10 protein-coding genes are annotated in these 11,816 nt (G+C 65.4%); 8 read left to right on the top strand and 2 right to left on the bottom strand.

Going from position 1 to position 11,816, the window contains the following annotated elements; translation table 11 throughout:
- Positions 1 to 107: 107 nt before the first annotated feature.
- Both BRAS3843_RS26830 and BRAS3843_RS26825 read right to left on the bottom strand, forming a co-directional pair.
- Positions 108 to 518, bottom strand: a complete 411-nt coding sequence (locus BRAS3843_RS26830; RefSeq protein WP_008972258.1) for a 2Fe-2S iron-sulfur cluster-binding protein — start codon at positions 516 to 518, stop codon at positions 108 to 110.
- Positions 519 to 810: 292 nt separating this feature from the next.
- Positions 811 to 1,974: a cytochrome P450 gene (locus BRAS3843_RS26825; RefSeq protein WP_008972257.1), complete on the bottom strand. Its 1,164-nt coding sequence runs from the start codon at positions 1,972 to 1,974 to the stop codon at positions 811 to 813.
- A 134-nt stretch (positions 1,975 to 2,108) separates the two neighbouring features.
- Here BRAS3843_RS26825 and BRAS3843_RS26820 point away from each other — a divergent pair, with 134 nt between their 5' ends.
- The 8 genes from BRAS3843_RS26820 to BRAS3843_RS26785 form a co-directional block, all read left to right on the top strand.
- The gene (locus BRAS3843_RS26820) at positions 2,109 to 3,029 is read left to right on the top strand and encodes a helix-turn-helix domain-containing protein (protein ID WP_008972256.1); all 921 of its coding nucleotides are present in this window, start codon (positions 2,109 to 2,111) and stop codon (positions 3,027 to 3,029) included.
- 174 nt (positions 3,030 to 3,203) lie between these two features.
- Positions 3,204 to 4,376, top strand: coding sequence for a 4-hydroxybenzoate 3-monooxygenase (pobA, locus tag BRAS3843_RS26815; protein ID WP_008972255.1), 1,173 nt, complete (start codon positions 3,204 to 3,206; stop codon positions 4,374 to 4,376).
- 113 nt (positions 4,377 to 4,489) lie between these two features.
- Positions 4,490 to 6,118, top strand: coding sequence for a tannase/feruloyl esterase family alpha/beta hydrolase (locus BRAS3843_RS26810; RefSeq protein WP_008972254.1), 1,629 nt, complete (start codon positions 4,490 to 4,492; stop codon positions 6,116 to 6,118).
- Positions 6,119 to 6,288: 170 nt separating this feature from the next.
- On the top strand, positions 6,289 to 7,317 hold the full coding sequence (locus BRAS3843_RS26805; RefSeq protein WP_008972252.1) for a LacI family DNA-binding transcriptional regulator: 1,029 nt from the start codon (positions 6,289 to 6,291) through the stop codon (positions 7,315 to 7,317).
- A 115-nt stretch (positions 7,318 to 7,432) separates the two neighbouring features.
- Entirely contained in the window at positions 7,433 to 8,890 is a 1,458-nt protein-coding gene (gene xylB, locus BRAS3843_RS26800; protein WP_008972251.1) for a xylulokinase, read from the top strand.
- Positions 8,887 to 10,209: a xylose isomerase gene (gene xylA, locus BRAS3843_RS26795; RefSeq protein ID WP_008972250.1), complete on the top strand. Its 1,323-nt coding sequence runs from the start codon at positions 8,887 to 8,889 to the stop codon at positions 10,207 to 10,209. Before xylB ends, xylA begins: the two co-directional genes overlap by 4 nt.
- A 54-nt stretch (positions 10,210 to 10,263) precedes the next feature.
- Positions 10,264 to 11,025 (top strand): ATP-binding cassette domain-containing protein, encoded by a 762-nt coding sequence (locus BRAS3843_RS26790; protein ID WP_008972249.1) that lies wholly within the window; start codon positions 10,264 to 10,266, stop codon positions 11,023 to 11,025.
- The coding region (locus tag BRAS3843_RS26785; protein WP_035982879.1) for an ABC transporter permease at positions 11,025 to 11,816 on the top strand (792 nt) is incomplete at its 3' end. The genes BRAS3843_RS26790 and BRAS3843_RS26785, both read left to right, overlap by 1 nt.

Below are 11,816 nucleotides of genomic sequence, written 5' to 3'. Positions count from 1 at the left end.
CCACAGGGAGAGGTGTACCGAGCACGCGGCGCGACCTCCGTTTCTATCCGCTATCAGGATGGTAGTACGCTCGCTGGTGCGAGGGCATCTTCATTGCGCCTTGCGCGCTAGCCCTGTGTCTCCGGCAGGATCACCACAAGGCCCGCCAACCCAGCCGTCGTCTTGATCTGGCAGGCGAGGCGGCTGGTCGGGCGGAGCTGCGCGGCGACCGTGTCGAGCATGTCTTCCTCGGCTGCTTCCGGAGGAGGGATGTCGCCAAGGCGGCTCTCCTCGACGTAGCAATGGCAGGTGCCGCAGGCGCAGGAGCCGCCGCATTCGCCGACGATGCCGTCGACGCCATTGGCGATTGCGCCCTGCATCAGGCTCCAGCCGTCCTCGACGTCGATCGTCTTCCGGTGACCGGAGGGCTCGACATAGATGATGTTGACCATGGTGCTCTCGTGTTGCTGTCTCAGCGGATTGTTGAAGTAAGGTCGGTTCGCTTCGATGTCGCGCGCCAACAGCGGTCCGATGTCCACTGGGCTATTTGAGCCGCACACGTTACGGCGTGATAGGCGCCGCCTCGCCCCGCTTGCGGGGAGAGGTCGGATTGCATCGACAGATGCAATCCGGGTGAGGGGGACTCTCCACGAGTTCGATGCGTGGAGAGTCCCCCTCACCCCAACCCTCTCAGCGCGAGCGAAGCTCGTCGCGGCCCCGCATCCGCCTTCGCTCTTCGAGCTACGGCGGACAAGAGCGGGGCGAGGGAGCGCACCGACCGAGACGCAAGAGGCTGCGTTCCGTCTGCATTTGATCGAAGCAAATCGCCCTCTAATGAACCGCCAGTTCGAGATACATCGGACTGCGGAATGTCGATGACGGCATCCAGGGCAGCTGCTCCTGCGTGCGCCGGTAATCTGGGACGACCTTGTGCAGCTCGTCGAAGGCGATCTTGATGGCGATCCTGGCGATCGCAGAACCGAGACAGGCATGCACGCCGCCGCCGAAGCCGAGATGGCCGCGCGGCTTGCGGGTGATGTCGTAGGTATCAGGATTGGGATATTGCCGCTCGTCGCGATTGCCGGAGCCGTAGGCGAGGCAGACGAAGTCACCCTCGCGCATGGTCTGGCCGTGCAGGGTAATGTCCTTCTGCAGGCAGCGGCGGAAGCGTTGGGCCGAGGTGTTGAAGCGCAGCGATTCCTCGATCGCGTCGGATAGCAGCTCGGGATTGGCAACGACCGCGCGGCGCGCGTCGGGGTGATCGGCAAGGTTGAGCGCGAACATGGTCATGAAGCCGCCGAGGGACTCGATGCCGGCCATGATCAGCGTGGTCGTGGTCAACAGCACCTCGCGCTCGTCGAGCCTGTCGCCGTCGATCTCGGCCGTGCTGAAATGCGAGATCAGATCGTTCTGCGGCCGCGCGCGGCGCTCTGCGATCACGGATGCCGCGTAGTCCTGCATCCAGTTGTAGGCCGCGATGTGTTGCGGTCCCTTGGCGCGGCTGACCGGATCGCTCTGCACCATCAGCACCGCCTTGTCGCGCACGGTCTGCTCGTCGCCCAGCGGCAGGCCGAGCGCCGCGAACAGCACGCGCACGGTGAATTTCGACGAGAACTCCTCGATGAAGTCGAAGCGGTCCTGTCCGCGCAGCGCCCCGGCGGTGGTGCGGGCGATGTCGCGGATCGGGCCGGCGAGGCTCTCCAGATTGCGCTTCATGAAGGCATATTGGACCAGGCCGCGCAGGCGATCGTGGCGCGGCGGATCGGTGGTGCCGAGCGTCGCGCCCGCACGGTTGGGCAGCTCGGTCATCAGGTTGCCCTTGGCCGACGAATAGGTCTGCCAGTTCTGCCCGGCCGAGACGATGTCGGCGTAGCGCGACAGGACCCACATCTGCGCCTGCTGGCTCCAGAAGCAGGGGTGCTCGTCGCGCAGCGTCTTGTAGAACGGAAACGGGTCGGCATCGACCGCAGGCGAATAGGGATCGAAGGCGAACATTGCGGGGCTCCTCTCCAAGGGTTGCGTGATTGTTGTTGTTCTTTTCACTGAGCCTACCGAAGGGATTGCAGCGGCGTGAGACACGAACGCCGGTCAACACTTGTACTTTTCCGACATTCTGATGTAGCTGGGATATGCCGAGGTTTCGCACCAAGCCGTCGATCCCCGCGTTCGCGCTGTATGGCGAGGCGTCCGCCGCGCAGCCGGATATGCTGCACATCGAGCCGATCCAGGTGCGCAGCCGGCTATACCGCTGGGAGATCGAGGCCCATACCCATCAGGGCCTGCACCAGATCCTCTGGGTGGCATCCGGCCCGGCCGAGATCGCCTTGGACGAAAGACGCGAGCGCTGCACCGGTCCCGTCGCCGTGGTGATCCCGCCCGGCGTGGTCCACGCCTTCCGCTTCTCGCGCGAGACCGACGGTTACGTGCTGACCTTCAATCCGCGTGCGGTGGTCGAGGGCGATGTGCCGGCGACTGGTGAGGCGCTGCGGGATCTGTTTGCGACGCCGCAAATCCTCCATCTGGATTCCCAGGCCACGGCAACGCGCCGGATCGGCGCGCTGTTTGTCGATCTCGCCGATGAGTTTGCCGCCGCCGATTCAGCGGCCTCGCCGGTGCCGCACTGGCTCGGACGCTCGATCGTATGGCGGCTGGCGCAGCAAAGCGCGCGGCAATCGAAGGGCGCGCCCCGCGGCAGCCGTCATGCGGCGCTGTTCACCCGCTTCATCGTGTTGGTCGAGGCGCATCACCGCGACCACTGGCCGGTGGCGCGCTATGCCGACGAATTGGGCATGACGCCGGAGCGGCTGAACCGGCTGACCCGCGCCGAGACCGGCCAGTCCGCGCTCGACATCGTGCATGCGCGGCTGGCGCGCGAAGCCTGCCGCCGGCTGACCTATATTGCAGCGCCGGTGTCGAAGCTGGCGTTCGAACTTGGCTTCAAGGACCCCGCTTATTTCTGCCGCTTCTTCAAGCGCCACACGGGGGCCAGTCCACGCGACTACCGGCAGGCGATGGGCGTGGGCGACGATGTGACGGCGACTCGGGGCTGACGGGGACGGCGCCGGGATACCGCCGCGCCGTTCTTTTTGCATCGCGGCAAGGCGTAGGAAAAGTGCAAGAGAATGACGCGTCCATCCAAGTGACGCTGAGCTTTCCTTGCTAAAATCCGCGACCGAGAAGCAAACCCAACAATCCGCCTCGCGTGAATCCGGGAGAGACGCCTCATGAAAGTCCAAGTCTGCATCATCGGCGGTGGGCCTTCGGGCCTCATGCTGTCACAGCTCCTGCATCTGCAGGGCATCGATACGATCATTCTGGAGAAGTCCAGCCGCGAGCATGTGCTGTCGCGCATCCGCGCCGGCGTGCTCGAGCACGGCTTCGCCAAGCTGATGCGCGAGGCTCAATGCGGCGAGCGCATGGACCGCGAAGGTGAGATCCACCACGGCTTCTTCATCGCCCATGACGGGGTGCTCGATCGCGTCGACCTGCACAAATATTCCGGCGGCAATTCCGTGATGGTCTATGGCCAGACCGAGCTGACCCGCGACCTCTACGAGGCGCGCGACCGGCTTGGCGGCAAGGTCGTGCACAATGCGGCCGACGTGACGCCGCACGACATGGCTTCCGACAAGCCGTTCGTGACCTATCGGGTCGGCGACGACACCATCCGCGTCGACTGCGACTACATCATCGGTGCCGACGGTTTCCACGGCGTCAGCCGCAGGTCGATTCCGCAGGACAGACTGAAGGAATACGAGCGGGTCTATCCGTTCGGCTGGCTCGGCGTGCTGTCGCGCACCAAGCCGGTGTCGCCTGAGCTGATCTATGCCAAGCACGAGCGCGGCTTCGCGCTGTGCTCGCTGCGTTCGCAGGTGTTGAGCCGCTACTACATCCAGGTGCCGCTCACCGATAAGGTCGAGGATTGGAGCGATGACGCGTTCTGGGAGGAGCTCAAGCGCCGCCTGCCGTCGGAGGTCGTGGCCAAGCTGATCACGGGGCCATCGATCGAGAAGAGCATTGCGCCGTTGCGCAGCTTTGTCGCCGAGCCCATGCGCTATGGCCGGCTGTTCCTCGCCGGCGACGCCGCGCATATCGTGCCGCCGACCGGCGCGCGCGGGCTGAACTCGGCCGCCTCCGACATCTATTATCTCTATCACGCGCTGGTCGATCACTACAAAAAGGGCGACGACAAGGGCATCGACGGCTATTCGCAGCGCGCGCTGGCCCGGATCTGGAAGGCGCAGCGCTTCTCCTGGTGGATGACGACCCTGCTGCACCGCTTCCCCGATCGGCTGGCTTACGACGACAAGCTGCAGGACACTGAGCTCGGTTATCTGTTCTCGTCCGAAGCGGCGCAGCGCTCGCTGGCGGAAAACTACGTCGGCCTGCCATTCTAGCTTGCGAGCTGCTAAGCTCGCGTCGGATCCGAGATCCCGGACAACGGGACGACAGGGAAGGAAGCGATATGACCATGAGACCAATGGCGCCGCGCGCGTGCGGGACAGCAGCGATGCTGTTCATTACAATTGCGGGTGCGGCTCCCGCAGCCGCCGACACGTTCGCCGGCGACGCGGCGGCGACCTGCAGCGGGCTGGTTGCTTCGGCGCAAGCACCGGTGCGCATTGACCAGGCGGCCCTTCAGGAGCCGTCGATGCTTTCGGTTGCCGAGAAGGCCGGCTCACCCGCGGCGCGCGTCGCGCCGGCCAATCCCGCCTTCTGCAAGGTGCTCGGGCATATCGATCCCCGCGATCCCAATGCTCCGCCGATCAGGTTCGAGGTCAATCTGCCCGTCGATTGGAACGGGCGCTCGTTGCAATATGGCGGCGGCGGCTTCAATGGCGTGCTGATCACCGGGCTCGGCCTGCCGCCGGCCTATCCGTTCGACCAGTCGTCGCCGCTGGCGCGGGGCTTCGTCACCTACGGCACCGATTCCGGCCATCAGGCCAAGCAGGGCGAGCCACCGCAGACCTTTGCGCTCAACGACGAAGCCTTCGAGAATTTCGCGCACGTCGCCTACAAGAAGGTGCGCGACGCCGCAGTCGACCTGATGCAGCGCGCCTACGGCAAGCGGCCCACGAAAATGTATTTCATGGGCTCATCGGAGGGCGGCCGCGAGGCGCTGACCATGGCGCAGCGCTATCCGGACGATTTCGACGGCATCTTCGCGCGCGTGCCCGTGATCAACTGGGCCGGCCTGCAGCATGCGGGCACGCGCAGCGGGCTGGTGACCATGGGCGAGGGCTGGATCAGCCCGGCGCAGGTCAAGCTCGTAGCGGAGGCCGTTCGCAAGGCCTGCGACAAGGCCGATGGTGTCGAGGATGCCATCGTCGAGAATCCCGTCGCCTGCAAGGCGAGCTTCAAGCCGGAGAGCTTGCGCTGCGCGGCCGGGCAGAGTGGGGATGCCTGCCTCACCGACGCGCAGATCAAGGCGATCGATACGCTGCATTCGACCTATAAGTTTCCGTTCCCGCTCGCCAACGGCCTCGATGATTACCCCGGCTGGGGCGTGTCGGGCGAAGACACGCCGCCCGCGGCATCGGCCGGCGGTTGGATCGCCTGGTGGCTTGGCACGGCGGCGCCGACGCAGCCGCCTCAGCCGGCGAACGGCATTGCCTGGATCTACGGTGCCGGCGGCATTCAATATGTCTTCGCGCGCGATCCGAAGCTCGACGTCACCACCTACAAGCCTGAGGAGCACAAGGCGCGGCTGCTCGAGGTCTCCAACCTGATGGACTCGACCAATCCCGATCTCAGCCGCTTCCGCGCGCTTGGCGGCAGGCTCATCATGCTCGAGCACATGGCCGACTATGCGCAAAGCCCTTACGCGGGCATCCGCTATTTCGAAAGCGTGGAGCAGAAGCTTGGAAAGGCCGAGACCGCGGAGTTTGCGCGGCTCTATACCGCGCCGGGTGTCGATCATGTCGGCAACGGTGCGCCGGCCAATATCGACATGCTGAGCTTGCTGGTCGACTGGGTCGAGAGCGGCAAGGCGCCCGATGATCTCAAGGTGGTCGAACAAAAGATCGAGGCGCCGGACTTCGCGACCACCCGCAGCCTGCCGTTGTGTCGCTGGCCGGCCTGGCCGCACTACACATCCGGTCCGATCGAGGCTGCCAGCAGCTTCAGCTGCTCCCAGTAAGCAGCGGACAAAGTCACTCGAAAAGCCTGAAGGTCGATCGGTAAGAGGGCGCGATGGTTTTCCATCGCGCCCTTTGCGTTTGGAGAACTCGGTCGCTCGGCATAAGAACCTCAAAAATGAGTTGCGCACCTCAGATTTCCGGTTAAGGTCCTCAACCGGAGGAAGAAGGCATGAACGCGCCGCTGACCTTGCGGGACATTGCGCGGCAGGCCGGCGTCAGCCTGGCCACGGTCGACCGCGTGCTGCACAACCGGCCGGGCGTTCGCCCCGACACGGTGCGGCGCGTGCGCGACGCCATGGAGCGCAGCGCCTTTCAGCCCCATGCCGCGGCTTCTGAGCTGGCGCGCGCGCGTGCCCGGCGCTTTGCCTTCGTGATGCCGTCGGGCGGCAACCTTTTCATGCAGCAGATCCTGGCGCATCTCGGCGAGATGACCGGCTGGATGGCGGCGCGACGCCTGACGATCGACACCATGGCCACCGACGTATTCGATCCGACCATCCTTGCGGCCAAGCTCGAAAGCCTGGTCGGGCAGGTCGACGGCGTCGCCGTGGTGGCGTTAGATCATCCCAGCGTGCGCGCGGCGATCAACGACCTCGTCGATGCCGGTGTGAAGGTGGTCACGCTGGTGTCGGACGTGCCGTCGTCGCGGCGCCACCATTATGTCGGGATCGACAACATCGCCGCTGGCCGCACCGCCGGCGCGCTGGTCGGTCGTTTTGTCGGCGGTCGCAAGGGCCGCCTCGCCATTGTCGCGGGATCGCAGGCCCTACGCGACCACGCGGAACGCATCTTCGGCTTCAGCCAGGTCATCGGATCGGAATTTCGACAACTTGAGGTATTGCCTGTTGTTGAGGGACATGATGAGGATGAGCTCTCAGAACGCCTCACGACCAGGCTGCTGAAGGAGTATCCCGATATGATCGGCCTCTATAATGTCGGGGCCGGCACGCCGGGCGTGGCCAAGGCGCTGGCCGAGTCCGGGCGTGCTGATGAGGTGGTGTTCGTCGGCCATGATGTGACGGTGCTGACGCGCCGGCTGCTGTTGAATGGCGCGATGGATGCCGCGATCTCGCAGAACCCGGGCCATGAAGCGAGGGCTGCGGTGCGCGTGTTGCTGGCGCTCGTGCGTAACGAGCCGATCTTGAGCGAACAGGAGACCATCCGCATCGATATCGTGATGCGGGACAATCTGCCGTGAATCGTTGAGACCCGCGCCGCTTCGGTGGCGCGACACGGGCAGGGCAGACGAGACACCGCTGCGCGAAGGCGACAGAGATCGCCGACTGCGGCGAGAGGTGAGTGGGAGGAGTTGCGTGTATCTCGGATTGGACGTCGGCACATCCGGCGTGAAGGCCGTACTGGAAGACGATGCAGGCGCGCTGGTCGCGACCGCCTCGCGGGCGCTTGCGCTGTCGCATCCGAAGCCGCTGTGGTCCGAGCAAATTCCGCACGATTGGGTGCACGCGGCGATCGGCGCGATCGATGATCTCGCACGTACCCATCCGCGAGAGACCGCCGCTGTCCGCGGCATCGGACTGTCCGGCCAGATGCACGGCGCGACCTTGCTCGACGCCGACGGTCATCCGCTGCGGCCGGCCATCCTCTGGAACGACGGCCGCTCGCACGCCGAATGTGCCGAGCTCGAGCGGCGCTGCCCCGAACTGCATGCGATCGCCGGCAATCTCGCGATGCCCGGCTTCACCGCGCCGAAGCTGGTGTGGGTCGCGCATCACGAGCCGGAGATCTTTGCCAAGATCGCGAAGGTGCTGCTGCCGAAGGCCTATGTGCGCTACCGGCTTTCAGGCGAGATGGTCGAGGACATGTCGGACGCAGCCGGCACGCTCTGGCTGGATGTCGGTCACCGCCGCTGGTCGGAGACGATCCTCGCCGCGACCGGCCTCGATCTGACCCACATGCCGCGGCTGGTCGAAGGCAATGAGCCCAGCGCGGTGCTGTCTCCTGATCTCGCGCGGCGCTGGGGCATGGGCGCCAACGTCGTGATTGCCGGCGGCGCCGGCGATAATGCGGCGAGCGCGATCGGGCTCGGTGCGATCGCGCCAGGCGATGCGTTCCTTTCGCTCGGCACGTCGGGCGTACTGTTCCGCGTCACCAATCGCTTCGCGCCGCAGCCGGCTTCCGCCGTGCACGCCTTCTGCCACGCGCTCGGCGGGCTCTGGCACCAGATGGGTGTGATGCTGTCGGCCGCCGCCTCGCTCGCCTGGCTCGCGCGCATTCTCGCCAGCCCCGAAGCCGATCTGTTGGCGCCGCTCGGACAAGCCGTCGACCGGCCGAGCGCAGTGCAGTTTCTGCCTTATCTCGACGGCGAGCGCACCCCGCACAATGACGCCACCGCGGCCGGCGCCTTTGTCGGCCTGCGCAGCGCGGCAGGGCGTAACGACCTGGTGCAGGCCGTGCTCGAAGGCGTCGCCTTTGCCGCGCGCGATATGCTGGTCGCGCTCGGCGACAGCGGGCAGCCGATCAAAGAGCTCGATCTCGTCGGCGGCGGCTCGCGCTCGCCGCTCTGGGCCCAGATCGCAGCCGATGTGCTCGGCGTGGTCGTGCACCGGGTCGAGGAGGGCGAGGTCGGCGCTGCGGTCGGTGCCGCACGGCTCGGCCGGATGGCTGCGACCGGTGCCGATCCTGCTGCGGTCTGCCGACGGCCGCAGCGGCTTGCGAGCTTTGCGCCGCGCGCGCCGCTCGTTGCCGCCTATGACGACGCTTATGCGCGATGGCGCAAGCTTTATCCTGCCTTGAAGGAGTATGCCTCGTGACCGTCTCAGCTCCATTCTTCAAGACCGGTGCGACCGTCACCTTTGGCGGCGCGGATGCGCGCAGTCCGCTGGCATTCCGCTGGTACGACAAGGACCGGGTTGTCAGAGGCAAACGGCTTGAGGATCATCTGCGCTTCGCCGTCTGCTACTGGCATTCGTTCTGCTGGCCGGGCAGCGATCCGTTCGGCGGCGAGACATTCTTGCGACCCTGGCAGCATGGCGACGATGCCATGGCGATGGCGCGCGCCAAGGCGGATGTCGCCTTCGAGTTGTTCCGCCTGCTCGACGTCCCGTTCTTCACCTTCCATGACGTGGATGCCGCGCCCGAAGGCGCGACGCTCAAGGAGTCCGTCGCCAATCTGAATGCCATCGCCGATCTGTTCGAGCAGAAGATGGCCTCCGCCAAGGTGCGGCTGTTGTGGGGCACGGCCAATCTGTTCTCGCACCGCCGCTACATGGCCGGTGCCGCCACCAATCCGGACCCCGATGTCTTCACCTATGCCGCCGGCCAGGTGCGCGCCGCGCTCGAGGTCACGCATCGGTTGGGCGGGCAGAACTACGTGCTGTGGGGCGGCCGCGAGGGCTATGAGACGCTGCTCAACACCGACCTCAAGCGCGAACTCGACCAGCTCGGCCGTTTCGTTTCGCTCGTCGTCGAGCACAAGCACAAGATCGGCTTCAAGGGCCCGATCCTGATCGAGCCGAAGCCGAAGGAGCCGACCAAGCACCAGTATGATTTCGACGTCGCGACCTGCTACGGCTTCCTGCAGCGCTATGACCTGCTCAATGACGTCAAGCTCAACGTCGAGCAGAACCACGCCATCCTGGCCGGGCATTCGTTCCAGCACGAGATCGCACTGGCGCAGGCGCTCGGCGTGTTCGGCTCGGTCGACATCAACCGTGGCGACGACCTCCTGGGCTGGGACACCGATCAGTTCGCGATGAACGTGCCGGAACTCGCGCTGGTGTTCCACGAGATCCTCAAGGGTGGCGGCTTCACCACCGGCGGGCTCAATTTCGACGCCAAGATCAGGCGACAATCAATCGACCCGGATGATCTGATCCATGCCCATGCCGGCTCGATGGATGCCTGCGCGCGCGCCTTCCTGGCCGCATCCGACATGCTCGAGGCCGGTGCGCTGACGACGCCGCTGGCCGAGCGTTATGCCGGCTGGGAGGGTGAGGAGGGGCGGGCGATCCTGGCAGGCAAGCGCTCGCTCGCCGAGCTTGCTGATCGCGCGACGTCGTCCGGTCTTGATCCGCTGCCGCGTTCGGGGCGGCAGGAATATCTGGAAAGTGTCGTGAACCGCTACGTCTGACGCAACCAACGACAGCCGAACGGCTGCGCAAACAAACCGAGTGGGAGGACCGCCATGGACACGGCGGCGACCGGGCAACCGGTCCTGGAGCTGAAGGGCATCGGCAAGCAGTTCGGCGCGATTCGCGCGCTGCACGGCGTCGACCTCGAGGTACGGCCCGGCGAGGTCGTCGGCCTGATGGGCGACAATGGCGCCGGCAAATCGACTTTGGTGCGAATCATCGCCGGCAATTTTCCGCCGAGCCAGGGCGAGATCTATTTCGACGGCAAGCTGGTGCATTTTCACCGCCCGATCGATTCCCGCGCCGTCGGCATCGAGGTCGTCTACCAGGATCTCGCGCTGGCCAATAATCTCACCGCCGCGGCGAACGTGTTTCTCGGCCGCGAGCTGAAGCGCAATTTCGGCCCGCTCGCGCTGCTCGACCACAAGGCGATGGAGGCGCGCGCGCTCGATCTGTTCCGCGAGCTGCGCTCGGAGACGCGGCCGAATGACCTGGTCAAGGACATGTCGGGCGGCCAGCGCCAGGCGGTGGCGATCGCGCGCACGCGGCTGTCCAACGCCAAGCTCGTGATGATGGATGAGCCGACCGCGGCGATCTCGGTGCGGCAGGTGGAGCAGGTGCTGAGCCTGATCCACCGGTTGAAAGAGCAGGGCATCGCCGTGATGCTGATCTCGCACCGCATGCCCGACATCTTCGCAGTGTGCGATCGCGTCGTTGTCATGCGCCGCGGTGAGAAGCGGGCGGACAAGCCGATCGCTGAAACCTCGCCTGAAGAAGTCACTGCGCTGATCACCGGCGCCAAGGAGGCTGCGTGATGTCCTTGCCATCAGATGCCCAGATCTCCTTCACCAATATCGGCCCCGTCAAATGGTGGCATCGGGGCGTGTTCGCCTCGCAGACCGCCTATGTCACCTTGGCGCTGCTGATCCTCATCGTGGTGATGAATTTCGCGAGCCCCTATTTCTTCACCGAGGGCAACCTGCAGAACATCGCGAAGAACTTCTCCTTCATCGCGATCGCAACCCTCGGCATCACCTTCGTGATCATCACCGGCGGCATCGACCTCTCGGTCGGCTCGATGATGTGCTTTGCCGCGATGGTCACCTCAATGGTGATGACGATGCTGTCCACGCCCGGCCAGCCGCTCGCGTCCTGGTTCGTGCACCTCGCCGCCGACGGCAAGACGGTGGTCGCCAACGTGCCCGGGCTGATCCTCCTGATCTCCGTGCTGTGCGGGCTCGCGGTGTCGCTGATCGTCGGCCTCATCAATGGCGTCTGCATCGCGATACTGGGTCTGTCGCCCTTCGTCACCACGCTCGGCATGCTCTCGATCGTGCGCGGGCTCGGCTATGTGATCTCGAACGGGAAGGGCAGTTTCCCGGGCGGTCCGGACGCAAGCTACTTCTATGCGCTCACGCAAGGCGACCTGTACGGCCTGCCGATGCCGTTCATCTATCTCATCGTCCTGGGGCTGCTGATGGCGCTGGTGCTGCATCACACCAGCTTCGGGCGCCATGTGTTTGCGATCGGCGGCAATGAGAAGGCGGCTGAGCTGACCGGCGTCGCAGTGACGCGGGTCAAGATCGAGGTCTACGTGATCTGCGCG

It is taken from the genome of Bradyrhizobium sp. STM 3843 (assembly GCF_000239815.1).
In the GTDB taxonomy this organism is placed as follows: Bacteria; Pseudomonadota; Alphaproteobacteria; order Rhizobiales; family Xanthobacteraceae; genus Bradyrhizobium.
The sequence above is the reverse complement of the archived record's forward strand: the minus strand, read 5'-3'. Positions and strand labels throughout refer to the sequence as shown.